This is a genomic window from Microbulbifer mixtoriginis (SeqCode), from assembly GCF_052467235.1.
The window spans coordinates 4,561,274-4,584,168 of sequence record NZ_CP174305.1; the positions used below are offsets into that span (position 1 = coordinate 4,561,274).

General features: G+C 52.9%; 13 protein-coding genes. 1 reads left to right on the top strand and 12 read right to left on the bottom strand.

Annotated elements, in window-relative coordinates:
- Positions 1-583: 583 nt before the first annotated feature.
- The gene (locus ACJJIO_RS19975) at positions 584-1,210 is read left to right on the top strand and encodes a hypothetical protein (protein WP_444909592.1); all 627 of its coding nucleotides are present in this window, start codon (positions 584-586) and stop codon (positions 1,208-1,210) included.
- Positions 1,211-1,302: 92 nt separating this feature from the next.
- On the opposite strand, the gene ACJJIO_RS19980 is transcribed toward ACJJIO_RS19975, so the two are convergent.
- From ACJJIO_RS19980 to ACJJIO_RS20035, 12 genes are all read right to left on the bottom strand, one after another.
- Positions 1,303-1,929, bottom strand: a complete 627-nt coding sequence (locus ACJJIO_RS19980) for a hypothetical protein (RefSeq protein WP_444909593.1) — start codon at positions 1,927-1,929, stop codon at positions 1,303-1,305.
- A gap of 595 nt (positions 1,930-2,524) precedes the next feature.
- Positions 2,525-3,055: a hypothetical protein gene (locus ACJJIO_RS19985; RefSeq protein ID WP_444909594.1), complete on the bottom strand. Its 531-nt coding sequence runs from the start codon at positions 3,053-3,055 to the stop codon at positions 2,525-2,527.
- Between the two features lie 53 nt (positions 3,056-3,108).
- Positions 3,109-11,763 carry a GH36-type glycosyl hydrolase domain-containing protein gene (locus tag ACJJIO_RS19990; RefSeq protein ID WP_444909595.1) on the bottom strand — a complete coding sequence of 2,885 codons (8,655 nt, stop codon included), beginning with the start codon at positions 11,761-11,763 and terminating at the stop codon, positions 3,109-3,111.
- Positions 11,760-12,737 (bottom strand): universal stress protein, encoded by a 978-nt coding sequence (locus tag ACJJIO_RS19995; protein ID WP_444884900.1) that lies wholly within the window; start codon positions 12,735-12,737, stop codon positions 11,760-11,762. Before ACJJIO_RS19995 ends, ACJJIO_RS19990 begins: the two co-directional genes overlap by 4 nt.
- 390 nt (positions 12,738-13,127) lie before the next feature.
- On the bottom strand, positions 13,128-15,851 hold the full coding sequence (locus ACJJIO_RS20000) for a cation-transporting P-type ATPase (RefSeq protein WP_444909596.1): 2,724 nt from the start codon (positions 15,849-15,851) through the stop codon (positions 13,128-13,130).
- A gap of 293 nt (positions 15,852-16,144) precedes the next feature.
- A complete protein-coding gene (gene hypE, locus ACJJIO_RS20005) occupies positions 16,145-17,182 on the bottom strand; it encodes a hydrogenase expression/formation protein HypE (protein ID WP_444909597.1) in 1,038 nt (345 codons plus the stop codon).
- Positions 17,148-18,275 carry a hydrogenase formation protein HypD gene (gene hypD / locus ACJJIO_RS20010; protein WP_444904758.1) on the bottom strand — a complete coding sequence of 376 codons (1,128 nt, stop codon included), beginning with the start codon at positions 18,273-18,275 and terminating at the stop codon, positions 17,148-17,150. Before hypD ends, hypE begins: the two co-directional genes overlap by 35 nt.
- 4 nt (positions 18,276-18,279) lie before the next feature.
- The gene (locus ACJJIO_RS20015) at positions 18,280-18,522 is read right to left on the bottom strand and encodes a HypC/HybG/HupF family hydrogenase formation chaperone (RefSeq protein ID WP_444905242.1); all 243 of its coding nucleotides are present in this window, start codon (positions 18,520-18,522) and stop codon (positions 18,280-18,282) included.
- Between the two features lie 6 nt (positions 18,523-18,528).
- Positions 18,529-20,829, bottom strand: a complete 2,301-nt coding sequence (gene hypF / locus ACJJIO_RS20020) for a carbamoyltransferase HypF (protein ID WP_444909598.1) — start codon at positions 20,827-20,829, stop codon at positions 18,529-18,531.
- A complete protein-coding gene (locus ACJJIO_RS20025; RefSeq protein WP_444884905.1) occupies positions 20,819-21,091 on the bottom strand; it encodes a hydrogenase/urease maturation nickel metallochaperone HypA in 273 nt (90 codons plus the stop codon). The genes hypF and ACJJIO_RS20025 overlap by 11 nt, the downstream gene beginning before the upstream one ends.
- 15 nt (positions 21,092-21,106) lie before the next feature.
- A complete protein-coding gene (locus tag ACJJIO_RS20030) occupies positions 21,107-21,592 on the bottom strand; it encodes a hydrogenase maturation protease (protein ID WP_444909599.1) in 486 nt (161 codons plus the stop codon).
- Positions 21,570-22,880, bottom strand: coding sequence for a Ni/Fe hydrogenase subunit alpha (locus ACJJIO_RS20035; RefSeq protein WP_444909600.1), 1,311 nt, complete (start codon positions 22,878-22,880; stop codon positions 21,570-21,572). The genes ACJJIO_RS20030 and ACJJIO_RS20035 overlap by 23 nt, the downstream gene beginning before the upstream one ends.
- Positions 22,881-22,895: the final 15 nt, after the last annotated feature.

The window sequence follows — 22,895 nt, forward strand, 5'->3', positions numbered from 1 at the left end:
CTCAACGTACAGTAAGAACACATAGTTTTTATACTTCGTGATTGGGATGGAATTGACAAGGACAACTTACATAGCGGCCGGCGATCAGCAATTGTTAACATAATTCAACATTAGCAAAAGACAGTTCAAGTTTTTGTGGTTTCAGCGGGCCACATGGGAAATAGTTGAAACCCCCAGCGCAAAATCATCTGGGCTCAATTTAGGGGGTAAGTTTATCTCTTAAAATGGGTAACTTGGTGTTTTCATTTTGATCTTAGAAATTTAATTAGATCAATACCTCCTGGTGAGATGCATGCTGAATCGATTGAATTTATTCATGTATACGCTTGGGATTTCTCAATAAGTTTTGAGGGGCATTTCTGAGAGATTTTTCCGCCTTTGTGTTGAGATTACTTGCAGAAATTCATTTCTCTACTAATTACATACCTTATCCCTACGTCGTTAAGGATGCTCAGAATTTACTCATTATTGGGGATTTTGATAATAATTTCGATACTAATTTTGGAGAGTTCATATGAAGATGTCCTACCGGTGGCTTAAATATACCCTCGCCACACTTGTCAGTTTCACAGCGGCTTCACAGATGGTAATTGCGGGCAATAAGGATAATCTAATTACTAATCCGGCGGCACTTGAAGCCATGGGTTTTGATAGGGCGGCGTCTAATGTATATGTAGCTGAAGGGCTTGACCCAGAAAGGCCATTTGATTTTTCCTTATATGCATCGGGTAATCCTGATTCCCAAGAGGGGCTATTCCCCACAGGGAGCACAGACTATTCACCAATTATGCCGAAGTCATTTATTGGGCGGCAGGATACTACTGGGTCGGAATGGTTATATTCCGTAGGAGGTGGCACTGAGCTGAGCCGGCTTGGCACTGAGCGGTTTGCCGATGCCCAATTTTGGGATCTACCTAATGGTGGAACCTTGGAGTTTTTTCGGTGGTGGTGGTCTGATAATGACCCCAATTCTGCGATGGCAGCTATGCTATTTGAGGTTTGTCAACCGGCCTTCGGCGCTGGTGCAATAACATTCACACTTGTAGTCAATAGTACGAGCACTGATGCAGCTAATGGATCAACCGCAATTAACATCCCTAGCCGCCCGATTAATACACAAAGCTGTTATTACCTTGCAAGGGTAAGGTTTGATGCTGCTACCAACCTTCTAAGACTGCAAAAAGTTCGGCTCCAATTTATTCACCCATGAGATTGTTCAAACGCTAGTTGGTATTCTTATGTGAGGTCTCCTCTGTATGGACGAGGCCTTGCTCATACTATTCATCACAAATGATTGTGGGTCTAAGGTATACCATATTTTTCAGCGAGGCGATCAATATCCGCTTGGGATCTAGAGTTCTTGGGACATTTGGCTCTAAACCAGGGGTTCAGATCGCTATCACTGCCAGCCGGTAAATCTTTCAGGTCAAAGCATTTATCACCGAGTTGAACAAAAGTGCCTGTCGCTGTTGTGTAGAGGGCATCTTTTGTTTGAAGCTGGCGAACTTTGTTGTTCTCTCGATCTAAAGCTCTCTTTAACCTCGGATCAAAAACCACCGCTTTGCTTTTTGCTCCAGATTCAGCGGGAACCGTTAAAGTAACGGCTTTTTGAGACGATAAGTTTTCGGGCTGAGTAGTATTTGCTCGGTCTCTATGTTCACTGGTTGTCACTCTACTCGGGGCTTCATGTTTTTGCTGAATTCCGGATGAGGGCGGTTTTGCAGTAGCTGAAGCTGCAGGCAATACTTCACTCTGCCCTACTTTCGGTTTTGTAGTGGTTACAGACCTTTTGGGCCTACCTGTACTGTCTGGGCTGTTTATTGGCGAGCTCGCAGTCGGTTTTTTATGTTTTAAGATAAACCTAATTGTAGATTGTTTGTTCAACTGATTATCTGGTGGCACGGAAACTGGAATTGTCAATAAAACCATATGCAAACTCAGTGCTATCGCCAGGGAAACCCAAAGGCGCCATGAAATTGATGTTTCGTTATCTTTATATACTAAGGGGGGAGGCTGGAATTCCATCTGACTTAAATATCACTTCCGTAGAATGCCTCGGCAAGCATCCAAAAAGAAAAGATCTGACCTGTTGGCTTGCGAGGTTCCAGATCTGACTAGATTTCAGCCAAAAAGTTCTTTGTAAGTAATCCCCCGGTTTATATGGCGAAGTCCAACCCATGCTTTAAATATGAAGAGCTACCTAGATTGCTAACATAAGTGACACACGTCTTCCCGCCAAAAAACCCAGCGGACTCAAGTAATTTAACACCTTCCTTGGGCGAGTATTGATTCGGAACACTGGATCATCAATGCGTCTTTTGGGTATCTTGCCAACTTCTAAACTCGCAAGGAAAGAAAAATCACTACTGAGGAGGTTGGCGCTTCATCATGACACTAAGAGCATGAGTGGTATTCAGACAGCGAAGTTCACTAAATTTTCAAAGAAAGGCTTGGTGCTACCAATGAAAAAGCGAAAACTGCTAGACCCAGTCAGAACTGGGATAAGTTCAATAATGCTTTCTTTTCAATGGGGGCAATCATAATAATCCCATGATGGTTGCGAAAAGCCACCCTTTCCCAAAATATCTGGCCTCCCATTGTACATGGAGTAGACTTTCAGAATTTGCTGAAAAGTTACATATACATAGTCGGGAGATTTAATAAACCTATCTTCCCTGAGGCTCCAATAATACATGGCATCACTATTATAAATAGCAAAGTGGTAATTTCGTTTTCTTGCGCTGGCTAATCCACTTCCAACTTCCTGTGAAGGCAAGTATAACTTGAAGTATACAGCCTGCTTTATAACTTCCTTCAAATTTACATGTTTAAAGTTGGTGATAAAATATGCAGCCTCCGATCTTTTATGTGGGGCAATAATACAGTAGTTACCTATTCCCAGAAGTCGGTCCGCATCAGATTTTGCCCTGTTTGAGAAATCACTACCAATAAACCAGTAAATCACTGTCGTTATTATGGTGGGGGTAACCAAAATAAGTAGAGCGCTAAAAGCTATCGTGAGAAAAAATTTTGTATTGATCGTATTTGAAGCCATATAAGGCAACCTGCTGACCACACTGGAAAATTTAATAGTGAAGTATTTCGTTGTTATTTGGGGGGATTAAAAACAGGCTTGAATACTAAAGCTACCTGATGCTCCTGGCCGCTGTCTTTTAACGGAATGACTCCTGAAGTGAGTCTTTCTCCATCCAGCGTCAGTGATTCGATCTCTCGCGGACAGCCACCGCAATTACTGATGTCGATCTCATAGCGACTGCTGCCAAAGCGCAGCGATAAGTGATAGTTATGCCAGGTTTGCGGTAGGCAGGGTTCGATCACCAAGTGATCGCCATCAAGAATTTTTGCCCCGAGCAATGCCTCTAGTGCACTGCGATACAGCCAGCCGGACGCTCCGGAATACCAAGTCCAGCCACCGCGCCCCACATGGGGGGCCACGCCGTAGACATCGCCGGCTAATACATAGGGCTCTGTGCGATAGCGCTTTACGCCTTCAAGGGTATCGGTGTGGGTAATTGGGTTTAACAAATTAAAGTAATGCCAAGCCCGCTCGCTCTGTCCGAGTCCGGCCGCGGCCCAGACGGCCCATGTGGCGGCGTGGGTGTATTGGCCACCGTTTTCACGAATTCCCGGTGGATAACCTTTGATATAGCCGGGGTCCTTCTTGGTTTTGTTAAACGGTGGCTTAAGCAACAGTATTTGCCGGGCGCACTCGTTTACCAGGTGCTGGTCGGCCGATTCCATCGCTTTGCGGGATCGCTCAGTGGGTTCCTGCTGGGATAGCACCGACCAGGTTTGTGCAATCAGGTCAATTTTGCATTCATCGCTGTCCTTAGAACCAATCGGCGTGCCGTCATCGTAATAAGCGCGCCGATACCAGGCGCCGTCCCAGCCGCTGTCTTCTACCTGCTGACGGAAATTTTCTCCCAGCTGACGGTAATATTCCGCCAGTGCAGAATCGCCGATATAGTCGCACAGGGGCGCCATATCCCGACAAACTCGCAGTAAAAACCAGCCCATCCACACACTCTCACCGCGGCCGGTGGTACTGATACGGCTGAAACCGTCGTTCCAGTCGCCATTGCCGATTACCGGTAGCCCGTGAGGCCCTACGGCGCCGGCGCGCTCAATTGCGCGGCAGCAGTGCTCGTAAAGAGACCCAGATTCATCGCTGCTTTCAAACTCGGCGTAGCGTTCGTGCTCATCTTTGCCCAGTGGTGCCCCGGCAAGATAGCTGACCGGTTCATCCAGGATTTGGTAATCACCCGTGGTGCGAATGTATTGGGCTGTAACAAATGGCAGCCACAGTAAGTCGTCGGAGCAGCGGGTGCGCACACCGCGCAAGGGATTTTCATGCCACCAGTGCAGTACATCTCCATCCTGGAATTGGCGTGAGGCAGTGCGCAAAATATGTTGGCGTGTCCAATCGGGATGTGTCCAAAGCAGTGCCTGTACATCCTGAAGCTGATCACGGAAACCAAAGGCACCACTGGATTGATAGAAGCCGCTGCGGCCCCAGAGGCGGCAGGCCAGGGTTTGATAAGGTAGCCAGCGGTTTACCATCAGCTCGGTGGCCTTATCGGGCACTCGCACCTGAACAGAGCGCAGATAATTCTCCCAAAACTGTTCGAACTCGGCCTGGGAGTTTGCGGCTCTTTGTGGATCCCGGAATTCACCGGCCAAATCCAATGCCTGGGCACGATCAATCCCCTCCCCCATCACAAAATAAATGTGTTGGGTTTCGCCGATAGCCAGATCAATATGGACTTGATAAGCGGCGCAAGGGTCGCCGCCAGACTGCACCTTCCCGGAGAGGCCAATCCGAAACAGTGCCTCCGGTGCCTGTGGGCTCCCGGTACTGCCAATAAACTCATGCCGATCTGTGGTCAGACCGTGAGGTGGCAGGCTGGCAGTCAGGAAGGCGACACCGGGTTTGGCATCCGGGACAAAGGCGTTGCGGGCCAATAACGTATTGCTTTCTGGTATGAACTCATTGACCTGATGAGCCCAACTGTTGCCGCGGGTCAGTCCCATTACCCACTCCACGTAGTAGGTGGCAGTTAATCGGCGAGGCCTGTTCCAGCCATTTTTCAATGTCAGCCGGCCAATTTTCACCGGAGCAGTGCGATCGACCGTAATACGCCAGGACTGCTCAAGGCCGTGGCTGTTATGGCGATACTCGGTGTAACCTGCCCCATGCCTTACCTGATAGTCGGTCTCGGCGGGCCGCGGGGCCGGGGTTGGAGACCAAACCTGGGCGCTCTCTTCATCGCGTAGGTAGAGGGTTTCACCACTGGGGTCGCGGACCGGATCGTTATTCCAGGCGGTCAGCCGGTGTTCACCACTGTTGCCGCTCCAGGTACAGCAGGAGCCCCCTTCGGATACCAGACAACCGAAGTTGGGATTAGCGATGATATTTACCCAGGGTGCAGGAGGGCGCTGGCCCGGTTTTTCCGGCTTGCCTGACTGTAGATGCAGGATGTACTCGCGCCCATCCGCTGAAAATCCACCCAGGCCATTATCAAATATAAGATCATTTGGGCGTTGCAGGGCTGGTGTTGGTAACTGGACATAACCTGCAGATTGCACCGGTACAAAAGGAGGCAATGGCTGCATCTGAGCCTGTAGTGCGGCGGCACTATTCTCCAGCTGTGTGGCCACTGGCCCTGCTGAGGAATCGAGCAATACCCGTGCTGCAGCCAAAAGGCCCATACGATCAGACTCTGGCAGCTCCTGGCCTGGCACCATCACCACTGAGCCGTTTAGTTTGCGCATAGTGCGACCGCGAATATCGGCGATCATCTCCTGTAACCTGTCGCGGGTCTGCTGGGAATAACCGGCGGAATCCTCATCAACAATAACCAGGTCAATAGCCAGGCCGCGGCCGCTCCAGAGAGTGTGGGCTTGCAGAATGGGCTCGGCAAAATCAATGCCCTGCTCACTGCGCACCTGCAGTAACAGGATTGGGTTATCTCCGGAGATGCCACGGCTCCACAGGCAACGCTGAATATGATGACTGCGGGCCAATACTCGGGAAGAGGCGCGCAGCCCGCCGGAGGGAGCTAGTACAGCGGAGAGCAACTCCATCATCCAGTAAACATCTGCCGCAGGGATACGCAGGTTGTGTAATTCCTGTTCAGACTGCATTCGCGCCAGGTCGTATACCCAACGTGCCTTGGGCCGCGAGCGATAAGAGCGCAATACAGCCAACAACTCCCGGCGTGATTTACTGGCGCCAGTCAGGTAGATCACTTCGACTTCAGAATGAGGCGAAATAGAAATTTCTTGGGCTGAGGCAATTACCGGGTCTAATACAGGGCCAGTGGTTCCCGTGAAGCCTTCCAGGCCTCGTTGCAGAGCCAGAGGCCTTGCCGGGGACCCGCCGCGGCCGAGGAAACGTACCCGATCGGTTTCCCAGCCCAGCTGGTGGCTTACATCGGCAGAAACCAATGCGCAGTGGGCTAGATATATCGGTTTTTCCTCGCCGCTGCGAGGCCGCCTTCGATAGAGCATCACCTGCTCATCGGGCAGGTACTGGCTCTCCACAAACAGTTTGGCAAAGGCGGGATGACGCTGGTAATCGCGTTCTGGCGCTAGCACCACCTCGGCATAATCCGCCAGCAGCAGGTGGCGGCTGCGATTGCTCTCATTTTTGATTACCAGTCGGCGAGCTTCTAAGTCATGCTGGGAACTGAGGGCAATGTGTAAGCGGCAGAATAACTCCGCTTCACGGCGCTGGAACTCTACTTCCTGTGGTGAGAAGTTGGCCATACAGTGGCCGGAGTCTCCGCCACAGGGGGCCAGCCCCACAGAAAATAGTTCGCCGCTATCCAGATCGCGGACATAATTCCAGTGCCCGCCCTGGTGTTGGGTCGGATCTGGCTGCCAGCGTGTCAGGGCAAGATTGTGCCAATAGCTGCCACCTGAACCATCTGCTCCCAGCAGCAGTGTGTGGTGGCCGTTAGAGAGCAGGTTGTATTGTGGATAGGGTCTCCCCGGAAGAGCAGACCAGCTCTGCAGGGCTCCTTCGGCGTGGAAACTGCGCTGTAGCCCCGGCTGTTGCCAGGGTCTTAGGGCCGGCCGCGCGGTGGGCAGGCGCTCGTGCAGTAGTGGCGTCAGGCCGGCAATGCGCACATCGCTGTGGAAGCGTTGTTGCATTATGTCATCGTGGAGGTAGTTATTAATGGCCAGCAGGATCATGCCCTGGTGGTGGCTCATATAGGAGCGCACAGTGCGTGCGCGTCGAGGTATAGCTTTGGCCGTACGGCCATAGTCAATCGCTTCATACAGGCCGAACTGGCCGTAACCACCTTCGGCGCGAAGCTGGCGCAGGTTCTCCATAACCCCTGCGGCATCGAATGGTAGTGCCATCATGGAAGCATAAGGCGCTATAACCAGGCGTTCACCGAGGTCGCGACGAAAACCGATACCTGGCACTCCAAAGGCACGGTATTGGTAGTGCAATTGGCTGTCCAGTTCGTAGTAACCGGATTCGGCGATACCCCAGGGCAGTTCGAAACGGCCGGTAAACTTGCGATGCACTTCAATGGCATTGCGACAGGCCCGCCCTATCAAACTGTGCTCTGGCGTTTCCATAAACAGCCGCGGCATTAAATATTCAAACAGGGTCGCACTCCAAGACATCAACACCACCCGGCGATGAAGGTGCCGAAATGGTCGCTCAAGGTGGCGCCAGTGGCGCGCCGGTACATCGCCTTTGGCAATAGCGAGGAAGCCGGTCAGGCGCGATTCTGAGGCGAGTAAATCGTAGTGGTTGGCGTCTAGTGCAGCATCGGTAATGTTGTAACCGATATGAAATAGATGCTGATCGCGATCGTAGAGGAAGGCGAAATCCATCTCTTCCACCCAGTTGAGTGCCCTGGTGGAAAGGCTGGTAATGTCTCGGCAATAACTGGCGGCATTTTCCCGTGCGCTTTCCAGTGCGTTGTGCATTTTTTCACACCAAGAGGCGGCTTCATCGTGCCCTTGTGGTTCTGCAGCGAGGTGATTTTGCAGTTGCAGCAGTTGTTGTTCCGCGGCATCGCAAAAGTCTGGCATGGTCGATAGGGAAACCGGGATTTTCAAAGTGTCTGCGAGGGAGAGGTAAGCTTTTCTGACATGCTCCACACCCTCCCGGCAGACTTTGGGTGGTACCTGCATAAGTCGCAGCCAGGGTTCGAGCGCCTCCTGATAGCGCCTCGCTGCCACCGCATGGCGGTGCAGTTCATCGAGCCATTGGCGTAGTCGACCGAGATCCTCTGCGCTGAAATTTTTTTCGTCACCCTCGATCAGCGCCAGCATCTGCTTCTGTAGCCAGGGTACATCTCTCTCATAGATATCGTCGATGGTTTGCCACCAGCGATTGTGCTCCGCGCCGGCTTGTAAACGTTGGCGAAACTGCGCTAGCTGCGCGTTGATCTCACGGATTTCATTGGGGGCGGAGTCCGTATCGACCGGCTGCAGGGTTTCTGCCATGGCATCGAGGGTATCGGTGATGCCCAGTACCAGCTGGCGTCCACTCAGTGGTTCAGTTTTCAGGGATTCCAGGCCGGAGGCCAGGGTTAGTAGGCTGCCGGCCAGGTTGCCGCTATCCACGGTGGAGACATAGCGGGGGTTGAGCGGGTGTAGTTCGCGGGTTTCATACCAGTTGAGGAAGTGTCCGCGATAGCGCTCCAGTCCGCGCATACGGTCGAAGCTGTTGTTGAGTCGAGCTAATAGCAGGCTGAGATCAACGTAACCAAAATCGTAGGCGCTGAGAATAGAGAGCAAGCCCAGCCCGATATTGGTGGGGGATGTACGCCGGGCCAGGACCGCCAGGGGTTCTTCCTGATAATTATCTGGCGGCAGCCAGTGATCGTCAGGCCCCATAAAGTGTTCGAAGAAAAACCAGGTTCGCCGGCTTAGCAAACGCAACTCGCGCTTGTCCTCTTCTGATAGAACTGATGGCTCCAGCTCTCGCGGTAAATTGATATGGTGAAGAAGTTGGGGTGCAAAGAGCCAGGCCAACAAAAACGGTGCTGCAGGTAAGAGACTGGCGGGAACCCAATAAGCCAAGCCTGCAGTTACCAATAGAGCGATCAGTGGGGAAACCCACATCGCACGCCAACTGCCAAACGCAGTCAGTGCACTGCTGACAGAGCGATTCACATGTGCCGCTGATGTCCATTGCAACAAATGGCGGTGGGAAACGCGCAGCCGATAGAGTGTGCGTACGATCGCATCCAACGCGTTAATCGCTTGCACCGGGAGCAGAACCAGCGATAGCAGCCAGTGTAAAAAGCGCTGCTGTAGAACCGCCGGCCCTCCTCGGAAATGAAGATGGGCGCGGCTGGGATCAGCGATGCTGCGCCAGACCATTGATAGTAATTCCTGCCATACCGATGCGGAAGACAACAAAAGTAGCGCCGAAGTCCAAGCCCAGGCATGGCCTGGTAGCCAACCGCTCCAGGACAGCAGAAAAAGTGCCAACAGGCAGGGGGCCTCCAGGCTGCGTCGCAGATTATCGACGATTTGCCAGCGCTGAATTGTCGGTAAAGGGTTGTCGACTCGTTCACCGCTATCGACCGGTACACGTTTGCCCAGCCAGGAAAGTATCTGCCAATCACCGCGAATCCAGCGGTGCGAGCGGCGCAGCATGGCGAAAACATTAGGTGGGTATTGTTCATAGAAGACTGCATCCGACAGCAGCCCTACACCACCGATGGCACCTTCGATTAAATCGTGGCTGAGGATGGCATTTTCTGGAAGATGCCCGGCCAGGGTCTGGGAGAAAACCTCCGGATCGTAAATTCCTTTACCGGTAAATATCGCCTCGCCGAACAGGTCCTGGTAGGCATCCGAGACGGCGTGGGTGTAGAGGTCTACGGTGCGATCACCGGCAAAAATCTGGCTGAATAGGGTTCCATCAGAGCTAGCCGGGTCGGTTTCCACCCGGGGCTGTAAAAATCCATAACCTGCTACCACTCTTTGTGTGCTGCTGTTGACCACTGCGCGATTGAGTGGGTGCGCTATGGCACCAACGAGGCGTCGTGCGGTGTCTGGTGGCATCTGGCTGTCGGCATCGAGAGTGATGACATAGCGAATGCCTTGCAGCTGTTTGCGATCGCCAAAACAAGTGGTAAAACTGTGCTCCTCATTGCCAGACAATAGTCTGTTGAATTCGATCAGTTTGCCGCGCTTGCGCTCCCAGCCCATCCAGCAGTTTTCCAACGCATTCCAGCGACGCTCACGGTGTAATAGTAAAAACGGTGATCTGCCCTCATCGACCCTGTGGCGTTCGTTCAGGGTTTCAATAGATGCTTTGGCGATTTCTAATAATGTTGTGTCCTCACTGGTACTTTGCGTATCGGCGTCTGCAAAATCACTTAAAACTGCGTAAACAAGATTCCTATCTCCGTTGTTGAGGAAATTGATTTCCAGACACTCGAGAATCCTTTGCATATCCTCCGCATCGGCAAACAGTACCGGCATAACCACAACCGTGCGGTATTCACTGGATATGCCCTTATCAAAATCCAGTTTTGCCAGCAGGCGCGGGGGCAAGCAGTGGGTAATCAAGCCGTTAACCAGAGCCAGGGCCATACCGACCACTGGCACTGCGGTAACCAGCAGTACCAATAACGTCAAAATGATAGAAGCACCGCTCCAGAGTAGATAAACAGCCAGGGCAAGTAGCGGTGGAATCGAGAAAAGAGCCAATCCGGAAAAGAATACCCTGGATGCCTTGTGCAATAGCTGCCAATGAAGGCGCTGCAGAAAGCCAGGGCGATAGTCCATCAGGGTTTCCAGCTGTGGACGCCCTTCATCTATCAGGTAGTATCCCACATGCCGGGTGCGCTTATCGGTTTTCTGTACGCCGCTCAGTTCCACCACGCACTGGGCAACCTGCTGCTCGGTTTTGCCACTGCCGCGTGCCAGCTTTTCTATCACATCCCGGTATCTATCGCGGGTTTCAAAATCCATTCGGCGGTAGGCGTCTGCAGGGTCTTTGCGCAATATATGTTCTACACGGCTGAGGGACTCAACAAAATTCCGCCAGTTACAACTGCGCAGTTCTCGCAGGCTAATGATACCGCTGGCAATGCCAACGCTGAGTTCCTCTTCTGTAGCGGTATGTCCTCCCAAGGCATCCTCGGCCAGCTGCGCCAAGTGCTCCAATAGGCAAAGGCGTAAAAGTGCGGGCAGTGCCCAGAGTTCGCCGGTGGTTAAAACAGCATCCTCCTGGTAGTGCTCAACCAACAGGTGAATAGATTGAATATCTACGGGTTGGGAGAAGTCGGTGATCAATGCATCGGCAAGGACATGCAAACGCAGGTCGACACTGCCGTCTTCGGCAGAAACTTGTGGCAACTGCTTTAAGTAGTTCACCGGCAGGGACTCACATACCAACTGCAGGGCTTCCTGGACCACATGGCGGTTATCTAGTAGCCACTCTTCACTGCGAGTACTTTTTTCGCCCGCCTCTACCCGAGTGGCGAGATGCCGATAGATTTTCTCGAAATGTTTTTCTAACTGACGCAAGTGCAGTCGCAAGCGGTAGCCACCACCGGTACCGACAGGGCTTGCGTGCTGCTTGGCCAGCGCGGCTATGTCTTCCAGGCGCTGCTGTTCATTATCCCGGTTCGAATTGTTACCAATCCCGTGGGCGGTACTCCCAGATTGAGTACCGCTTTGCTCGGACTTTGCATGTACAAAGAACTTGTACCCCTGGCGAGCGCCCTGCTTTTTCCAAAACCGCAATTTCATCGATGCGCTTCATTTCTTACCGGAAGAGTTGAGTGGCGAATTTGGCAGGCTATGTTGTCAGCGCGCAGAGCCTGTAATTGGGATTCCTGCAAATCCTGGAATACCAGAACCGGCAGGTTACTGTGGGATATAACGGAGTGGCAGACGGTACCCGTTACGTGTTGCTCACCGGTTTGCCAGTCGTGCGCGCTCATGGCAATCAGATCGACATCCTCTTCCGCAGCAGTGGCATAAATACACTCGGCGACATTCTGTGCAACCAGCAGCAAGGGCCGCACTTTGATGCCGTTTTCCAATTGGCGAGCCATCTCCTCCAAGTAGACTTCACCCGCGCGTCGATTGCATTCGACAAACTTTTCCCGTGTGGCGTGTTCTTCGCGGGTGATCGGCATTTTGCGGGGCATATCTGGCACAGCAATCACTTGCAGCAGAATCATTTCCATTTCTTGCCCACGCATCATTGATGCCGCCTGGCAAGCAACCCACTCGGAATGAGAGGAACCATCCATCGAGACCAGAATACGGCGGTAAGCCATGTTTTCCTGGGCCGGAGGTTTTAAACCCGGATGCACTATGATGAAGGACCGCCCAGAGCCACTAAAAATCTTTTGGGCGGTGCTGCCGAAATCGAAACGGCTGACGCCACCCTTGCCGTATGCAGTGAGTACAATCAGATCGATATCGACCTCATCGCAGTACTCTACAATCTGCTCTGCTGGGCGCCCCTCCACCACAGACTGGCTTACAGTAATACCCTGCTCCGAAATGGGCTCAGCCAAACGGTTGAGGTAGCTACGCAGCTCTACTCTGCGCAGCCGCCAGTCCACCGGATCTATGCTCTGCTCTTCAGAATTTTGTACATGAAGAAGGTGAATTTTTGCACCACTGTTCTGCGCCAGCATAACTCCATGGGCGATGGCCTCTTCAGCGATAGCTGAGCCATCTAGAGGAAGTAGGATTTGTTTAAACGGCATCTCATTACTCCCTACCGGGGCCCGGCCTGGATCTTCACTAAATGTCATAAGGTTTTATGGCGGAAAGTTTTACTTGCTCGCTACACTGCTGTTCCGGGTTTTAACCTTGTGTTAAACGCGATCCCTGAAAAGCTCTCTAGCACGGTTAAGCTCAAGAGTATTGCAAAGTGTCTATGACGGTGTTGCCCCTGCTGCCAACCTGCAAAAATGTGCTCTATGTCACTGAAAGTTTCAGTTTTGGTAGAGCTGCGCTGGCTTTCAACACACATTGAGAGCATCTGATCACTAGTAATAAGAATAAACCCATAAAGAGGCAGCAAATTGTGAGCCAATTAAAGCGGGGCTTAGGCTGTAGGGTTGGTCAGGCTGAGAACAGGTCAAGGTACGGAATTAAGAATTTTCCCTGGCAGTGAAGCTTTGTGTCTGGCGGGAAAGGCGTATACGCATCTGTTTTTCGATCTCGATAATGACAAACAGCGCTACGCCAATCGCAACGATCAGAATGCCATCAAAAAGTGGCACTGCCTCAGTAGCAAAGACTTCCTGCAGGAGTGGGACATAGGTAATGGCAAATTGCCCCAAAGTGACCATGATGACTGCCATCCACACCACTTTGGTGCCGCGCACTGCCTTCCAGGTGAGAGAGGTGCCATACATATTGCGAATAAAAAACAGGTGGAAAATTTCCATTACCACCAATGTATTCATGGCCATGGTTCGTGCCAATTCCAATGAGTAGTGTTGCTGAATGGCGTAGGTATATATTCCGAATACGCCACACAGGAATAAGGTACTAACTAATGTGATATGCCATACCAGTACACTGGTAAGGAGCGGTTGGTCGCGCAACCGGGGTGGGCGGTGCATGGTATTTTCTTCTGTGGGCTCAAAGGCGAGCGCAATACCAAGCGTAACCGCGGTAATCAGGTTCACCCAAAGTATTTGGATCGGTGTTATCGGCAGTACCATGCCAAAGAGCAGCGCCACAATAATGGTTGAGGCTTCCCCTGCGTTGGTGGGCAGCGTCCAGCTAATCACTTTTTTTATATTGTCATAAACTGTGCGCCCCTCACGGACCGCAGCGCCGATGGAAGCGAAATTATCATCGGCTAGAACCAGCTCGGAGGCCTCTTTGGCAGCCTCTGTTCCCCCCCGGCCCATGGCAATACCCACATCGGCGCGTTTTAAAGCGGGGGCATCGTTTACGCCATCGCCAGTCATTGCCACAGTCATATCGTGGGCCTGCAATGCGGTTACCAGCCGCAATTTATGCTCAGGCCTGTTGCGGGCGAAGATATCCACCTTCAGGACTTCTGCCGCCAATGCCGCGTCATTCAGGTTGTCGATATCCACTCCCGTTAGGGCTTTGTTAGGCCGCTGCAAGCCTATCTGCTGACCGATGGCTTTTGCGGTCGCGACATGATCGCCGGTAATCATCTTCACTCGAATACCCGCGCCCCTACACTCTGCAACTGAGGTTATAGCCTCCTGACGGGGTGGATCGATCAATCCCACCAAGCCGAGAAGAGTCATAGTTCCCTTCACGTCTGAGTGCTCCAGCACCGTGTGCTCTGGCTTTACCTCTTTTGTGGCGAGCGCCAAGACACGCTGTCCCAATGCCGCCACCTCCTCGGTCTTTTGTCGCCAGTAGGTCTCCATCAGCGGTTCGCAGCCTCCATCCTTGCTGCGATAGGTTTTGCACATTGCCAAAACCTGTTCCGGCGCACCTTTAACGGCGATCAGTGCATGATTCTCATGGTTGTGGTTTAGGCTGGCCATAAACTTATGCTGTGCATCAAAGGGGATAATATCGGTACGGGTCCACTGCTTGCGTACCTCCCCGCTATTCATTCCCGCCTTTGCTGCGAAGGCCAGTAAGGCCCCCTCCATGGGATCACCCTCCACGAGCCAGTTGTCATCCTCTTTTCTGAGCTCGGCGTCATTACAAAGAACCGCGACACGGGCTAACTCCTGCAGTGGGGATGACATCGCTACCGGCGCGCCGCCGAGCATGACTTCACCCCGCGGTTCATAGCCCTCACCCTCTACTTTATAGCGTTGTGCGCCTGTAACTACTGTGGCGACGCACATCTCGTTGCGTGTGAGCGTCCCGGTTTTATCGGTACAGATTACCGATACTGATCCCAGGGTTTCGATAGCCGGCAGGCGCCGGACAATGGCGTTGCGCCGCGCCATCGCCTGGGCCCCGACCGCTAATGTGATGGTTAGAACTGCCGGTAAGCCCGCGGGAATGGCCGCTACCGAAAGCCCAACAATGGCCATAAACAGTTCATTAAAATTGTGCTGCAATACAAACAGCCCAAAGGCGAAGATCAACGCAGCAACGGCCAGAATAAAAAGGGCCAGCCATTTGGCGAAGAAACCCATCTGTTCAACCAACGGAGTGGTTAAAGTTTCAACACTGGCGAGCATGCCACTGATATGACCGATCTCGGTCTCTGCTGCGGTGGCCACTACTACACCCACTCCCTGCCCATTGGTGACAGTGGTTCCGCTATAGGCTAAGCAACTACGGTCCCCCAAGGGGGTATCGGTGTTTACCGGATCGGTATGTTTTTCTACCGGGATGGATTCCCCGGTCAGGATGGCCTCTTGTACCTGCAGACCGTGCGTTTTTAACAGCCGCAAATCGGCAGGCACTTTGTCACCGGCCTCAATGAGCACAATATCGCCGGGTACTAGTTTCTCTCCCTCCACAGTGAGCCGCTGATTGTTGCGGAGGACTGCGGCACGTGGAGCCAGCATATGGCGGATAGCATCCATGGCCCTTTCCGCTTTACCCTCCTGAGCAAAGCCGATAATCGCATTGACGATAACCACCGCCAGGATGACCCCGGTATCTACCCAGTGTTGTAGTAGGCCTGTGATAAGCGCCGCCCCGAGCAGGACGTAGATCAGGAGGTTGTTGAAATGGGAGAAGAAGCGCCGCAGAAACCCTTTGCGAGCTGGTGCTGGCAGGCAGTTAGGCCCGTCGGTTCGCAGTCTTAGTGCAGCTTCCTCCTCACTGATTCCGGCCATACTGGTCTTCAGCTCGGAGAACACCGCATCTGGGGACATTGAGTGCCAGTTTTTCTCAGGCCTTGTCTGAAGCACGGTTCACCTTTATCGGATTACCTTTCACAGTTTTCGACTGAGCTTAGTTTCGACTGATCTTAGTAATGAATAGTCATGCGTTTAGACTGGGAAGCTTAGTAAAAATGAAGCCAGCCGCTTGCTGTGACAAAACGCCACTGCCAACTAATCGCGCTCTAGCACTTAGTTTAATCAGAACCTTACCCGAAACTGCGGGGCGGGAATCAGGGCGATGCATGACATTAAAATGAACAATGCCAGGGAGGTTGAGGCTGCTATCAATGTTTCCGCAGGATGTTTATAAATGCTATTGGCTAACAAATTCTTGGCAACTGTTCTCCTGGCAAGCGCTGTAACAGGCGATCACACCCCAGGCTGTTTTTTAGAATAACCTGGGCACTGGGCTTGCCAGTGACTTTCCCAATAATTGCACAGGATGCCCCTACCCGTTCCTCTCTTAGGATAGCGCTGGCCTGATCAGCGTACTCTGCGGGAATAACAGCAACGAAACGCCCCTCGTTGGCCACGTAAAGGGGGTCTAGGCCCAGCATTTCGCAGGCTCCGTAGACTGATTCGCAGACTGGGATCTGCGCTTCATCCAGTTCGAAGGCCTGCCCACTGGTTTCGGCCAGTTCCACCAGGGCCGTCGCGAGACCACCGCGAGTGAGATCCCGCAAACAGTGAAGCGGAATACCGCCCTGGAGCAATGCTGAAACTGCGGCATTGAGCGGGGCGCAGTCACTGGTGAGTGCAGTTTCGAATTCCAATCCCTCACGGCTTGCCATAACGGTAATGCCGTGTCGGCCAATATCCCCGGACAATAGAATTCTGTCACCTGGGCGGATATAACTGGGGTCTATTGGGTGATTACTCAGCAAGCCACCCACTCCGCTGGTATTGATATAGATACCATCGCCCTTGCCTCTCTCCACGACCTTGGTGTCCCCGGTAACCAGCTTTACACCGGTTTCCTCGGCTGCGCCAGCCATGGATTGCAGCACTCTTTTTAATGTGTTGAACGGCAACCCTTCTTCCAGTATCAAGCTGCAACTCAAGAATTTTGCCTCGGCACCGCCCATGGCTAAGTCATTGATGGTGCCGTAAACGGCCAATTTGCCGATATCCCCACCGGGGAAAAACAAAGGGGTAATTACGAATGAGTCGGTGGTGAATACCAGGCGATCAGAATCCCAAGGCAAGGTAGCGCTGTCGTGGGCTTGGTCGATCCAGGTGTTTTTGAACAGAGGTTGGATAAACTCCTTCAGAAGTTGCTGGGTCATCTCGCCACCACTGCCATGCCCCAGGCGGATACTGTCCTTATTGGTTGTTGGGAGAGGACATTGAAGATTCACGGGTTTTTACCTGTTGGCTATAGCAGTGGTAGGCGGAGCAGGCACCCTCGGAGGAAACCATGGGGGCGCCCAGGGGGTGGTCTGGGCGGCAGGTTGTGCCGAAATGGGGACAGTCGCCGGGCTTTTTGAGGCCGAGCATAATGGCACCACTAATACACTGGTGTTGCTCCCGGGGTTTGATCTCTGGCAATGCAAATTTCTTTGTTGCATCGAGATCTGAAAACTCTTCAGCAAGTGCCAAGCCACTCGCTGGAATTTCACCCAGGCCCCGCCAACACTGAGCAGAAACGCTAAATACATTGTTCAGTAACACTTGTGCCGGGCGGTTGCCGGTTCGCTCTACCGCTCTTAGATACTGGTTTTCCACCTGATAACTGCCCTGCTCTAATTGGCGCAGGCACATCAACAATCCTTCAAGAATATCCAGGGGTTCAAAGCCGGTAACGACAATCGGCACCTGATACTTTTCGGCAAGGGGCAGATAGCTTTCGTAACCGGTTATTGAGCACACATGACCAGCGGCAAGAAATCCCTGCACACGTGTATCCTTGGCGGCGCATATAGAAGCGATGGCCGGTGTCACCAAAAACTGGGAAACCAACAGGGAAAAATTCTTAAGCGACTTTTGTTTGGCTTGGGTGGCAGCCATGGCATTCGCGGCTGCGGTTGTTTCAAATCCTACGGCAAAAAAGACCACCTGCTTTGTTGGGTGGTCCTCGGCAATCTTCACCGCCTGTAGGGGGGAATAGATAATGCGAATGTCGCCACCATTGGCTTTCACATCGAGCAGGCTGTGTTCTGACCCGGGTACTCGCAACATATCGCCAAAGGAACAGAAAATCACTCCCGGCAATCCAGCGATGGCAATGGCCCGATCAATGGTATCCAGGGGGGTCACACAAACCGGGCAGCCCGGTCCATGAACCAACTCTATTGCTTGCGGTAGTAACTGGTCGAGGCGATTCTTAACGATGGCGTGAGTCTGTCCACCGCATACTTCCATAATCGTCCAGGGGCGCGTGGTTTCTTTGCGAATTTCTGTGGCTATCTTTTGGATAGTTTCGCTCTGGCGGTATTCATCGACAAATTTCACGGCATCACTCCTGGCCGCTCGGCCCGCTCAGGGATTCCAGGTCGCGAAAAACACGTTCGGCTTCTTCTTCCTGTATCTGACTGATGGCGATACCCACATGGACTACCACATAATCGCCAACGCCGGCATCTGGCACCAGGGATAAGTTGACTTGCCGGGCTATGCCGCCAAAACGTACCTTGCCCAGGCGTTCGAGGGGGGAATTATCTGTGATCTCTTCAATAAGGCCGGGAATACCTAAGCACATGCCCACTTAATCCCCCGCAAGTTGTCCGGCTGCAGCCATGCAGTGGGCATAGTGAAGTTGCCCAAGAGCAATACCGCCATCGTTGGGGGGGACCTGGCTGTGGCAATGCACGGTAAATCCCCGCTCACGCAGCAGTGTCGCGGTGCGTTCCGTTAGTCTTCGGTTTTGGAAAACACCGCCGGAGAGAAAGACCTGACGCTCCCCGATCTCACTGACCACTGCCAGAATCATATTTGCCAAGGTATTGTGGAAAGCCGCAGCCCGCTGCGGCAGCGACTTCCCTTCATCGTGTATCAAGGCGCTAATACAGGGGGCCCAGTCCAGCTCCCACTTGCTTTGACGCTGATACAGGTCGAATGGATAGCTGTCACTACTCTGAATTCCTCGGGCACTATGTTCCAGCACCATGGCGGCCTGCCCCTCATAGCTCGACTGGCTACATAGCCCCAACAGTGCGGCCACTGCATCAAACAGGCGCCCGGCACTGCTGCATAGAGGGCTGTTGACCTCACCTTCCAGCATGGTGACCAGGTTACGGCGTTCACTGCGGGTAAAGCAGCGCTTGAGCAGCTGGTGTTGCAGCGCCATGTATCCGGAAATTTCATATAGCAGGCCCGCCGCAGCCCGCCGTGGTTCGCGCACGGCTTTTTCTCCACCTGGCAGGGGAAATGTGCGCAGGCTGGCGACGTGTTCTACTTGCGATTTACCGTCCCAGAGGAGGAACTCCCCGCCCCTCACTATGCCGCTGCTGTCATAGCCAGTGCCGTCCCAGCAGACGCCAAGTGCGGCACCACTGTGACCGTGTTCGGCCATACAGGAAAACAGATGGGCAACATGGTGTTGTACCCCCAGGCGTGGAGCCTGCTGTTGCAGTGCCCAGCGATGAGAGCTATAGCCTGGGTGCTGGTCGTGGATCAGCGTTTGCGGTCGACGCTGTTGTAAGCCAGTGAGGTCCGCAATCGTGCGGTCAAAGTGCTCAATTGCGGTGGCGCTACTCAGGTCGCCAATATGTTGGCTCTGATAAATCCAACCATTGTGGGACAGCGCCACGGAATTTTTTAAATCTGCTCCCAGGGCTAAATAGGATTGAGTGAGTGCCTGTTGTGACAGTTTTGCCTGGGTAATGGGTAGTGGGGCATAGCCACGTGCACGGCGTAACATCAAGGGGCGGTCTTCTACTACGCGCAGTACCGAGTCATCCAATGGCCTCACTATGCGGCGGTTATGCAGTAAAAAACGGTCGGCAATTTTGCCAAGGCGCCGCAAAGCCTCCGTATTTTCAATGCAAATTGGCTCTTCAGCCAAATTGCCGCTGGTGGCGACAAGGGGGGCCGCATACTCTTCGGCAAGGAGTAGGTGCAGTGGTGAGGCTGGCAACATCACCCCCAGATCTGGTGAACCCAGCGCTACCAGCTCGTGTACCCTGGCATTCGCTTCCGGTTTTGCTTCCAGTAGTACGATGGGGCGTGCCGGTGAAGTAAGCAGTTTTGCCTCCAACTCCGAAATCCGGCAATCACGTCGCGCTGCCGATAAAGAGCTATACAACAGGGCAAAAGGTTTGTGTGGGCGCTGCTTGCGTTTGCGTAATGTCTGTAATGCCTGGCTATTGCCGGCATCTACCAATAGTTGGAACCCCCCTACACCTTTCAACGCAACAACTTTTCCACTGGCCAGGCTGGCGAACGTCTCATTCAAGGCTGCCAGGCCGGTGAGAAGCACCTTGCCTTTGCTATCACAGAGCTGCAGCTGTGGGCCACATTCTGGACAGCCATTGGGTTCGGCGTGAAAACGGCGGTCTTCGGGATTGGTGTATTCAGCTTGGCATTTGGCGCATTGAGGAAACTGATCCATTGCAGTGTTGGCGCGATCATAGGGCATCTTATCAATGATGCTAAAGCGCGGGCCGCAGTGCGTGCAGTTGATGAATGGGTATTTGTGCCTGCGGTTACGGGAATCCTGCAATTCGGCCTGGCAAGAGTTACAGGGAGCTATATCTGGCAGAACCAGGGTAGATTGTGCGGCGGCAACGGTGCTTTCTCGAATCTCAAAATCGCTGTCACCCTCGGCAGGAATTACCTCACTATCAATACTGAGTATCAGGCTGTGCGGCGGCTTTTCCAGAGGAAGACGCTGTAGGAATTTCTCGATGCCTGTGCTTTTTCCCTCAACCTCCAACTGTAATCCACCACTATGGTTGGCAACCCAGCCGGTCAGTCGGCAATCCCGCGCCAAGCGATAAATATAAGGTCGAAACCCTACGCCCTGTACCAGGCCTTTAATCGCTAGCCGGCGACGCTCATTGTCCATCACTGGCCTCAAATTGCAGATTTTCCAGGATAATGTCCTGGGCTTCGGCGTGATGAATATCGGTGAGCTCTTCAATTTCCAGTTGCAATCCTTCCAGGCTGGTCCCGAAAGTTGCCTGTTCGAAATGTTCCCGTAGATGTGGGGCGGAGATATGTGCAAGAGCACCTAGGCGCAGCTTGGCACCCACTACCCTGGCGCCTTCGTTCTCGGCAAGCTGCTGTATTTTTTCGATCAGATTGCTGATCAAGGACTGTTCATGCATCACTGGTCTCCGTTGTCAGCTTTGTCCGTTATCGCCTTGTAGAAACGCAAGTAGCTCCTGCTCGGCACGCTCCGCGCCTAACTTCACTGCGGCAGTGAGACGATCACAGGAGCTGATGTTCTCGGCACAGATGGAAAAAATTTCCAGCCTGTGGGGCAATGCTCCCAGCACTCTGCCCAAGTCGATCGCTTCTCTGAGGTTAAAGCCGTGGCTGGAAGTCGTGCAGTTACTGGGCGCGATAATATCGGCCAGACCATCAGCACGGATTAGTTCGCCCGATTTTTGCTCATCGGACAAAATCGCATCTACCAAGCAGACCTGACGATCTTTCCAATGCCCCACAAGGGTTACCATGTCGTTGCCGCTCTCCAGAAAATCTGCGCTTCCTTTTAATTGGCTGCGCAGCTTGTCGAGCAGATAGGGCCCCACACCATCGTCTCCCCGGAAGCGATTGCCAAGGCTGACCAACAGCCAGCGCTCAGGAGATTCTTTTTGGCTCATGTTGCAAATGTAGCTGCAGGAAATGGGTTGAGCAGGAAATACAGGGGTCATAATTGCGAATGGCGCGCTCACATAAACCCTGTAATTGTTGCTCGGGCAGGTGCATGAATTTTGGCAGCATCAGGCGTAGATCATCTTCGATAGTTTTTTGATTTTGAGAGGTGGGAGCGACGATCTTGGCAAAAGTAATTTTGCCTTGCTCATTCATGGCGTAGCGGTGATAGAGCAGTCCGCGAGGGGCCTCGGTAGCGGCACAGCCACTAGCCTCTCTGGGTTCTACAGCCAGGTAGGGCTCATCGGGGGGTTGAAACGCATCGATGAGGCGCAGTGCCTCTTCCAGGGCGTAGAGTACTTCCAGGCAGCGCACCACAATACTTTTGAAGGGATTATTGCAGGGGGCTCGGAAACCCAACGCCTCGGCAAGGCTTCTCACTTCTCCTGAGAGTTGGGAGTAGTTGAGGTTGTAGCGCGCCATGGGCCCGACAAGGTAGGCGCCCCGCTCGATCAATAGACTGTGCAATGCCGTACTGTGCGGTACCTGCTGTTCGCGAAAATGTTTTTCGTAGTCCTTTACCGAAATATCCAGCCCGCGATTGGAAACAATACGCCCCACATTCATGGGGTATTCACTGGGGTTGGACAGGGCGACGCATTCATAGGATTGCTCACAATGGGGAAATGGCAGACCCGCCGCCCAACGCGTCATGAGTTCTGCCAGATTGTGGGCTTCTAACAATTGGGGGCGCAGTGCTTGAAAGGACTCCAGGCTGGGCACTCGATAAAAGCCCCCTACGCGCACGTTGATTGGGTGGACCTCCCTACCCCCAAGCAGACGCACCAACGCATTTCCAGTTTTCTTGATTTCCAACGCCCGCTGTACAACTTCTGGGTGGTCTTTGGCCATGGCCACGGCATTGGGATAGCCGAGAAAGTCCGGTGCATGCAACATGCTGATATGCAGCATATGGCTTTCGATCCACTCTCCACAGTAGAGCAAACGGCGCAAATTTCTCAGGGGCTCAGTAGGAACCAGACCCAGTGCGTTCTCCATGGCGTGCAGCGCGCTCATTTGATAGGCCACTGGGCAAATGCCGCAAATACGGGCGGTGATATCCGGTGCTTCTGTGTAATCGCGCCCCCGCAAAAAGGCTTCAAAGAAGCGTGGGGGCTCAAAGATCTTTAACTGCACTTCGTGCACGCCATGATCGTCGTAGCGTATATAGAGTGCACCCTCGCCTTCAACGCGTGCCAAATAATCGACTTTGATGGTTTTACTTTTACCGGCCATTAGTTGCTCTACCCG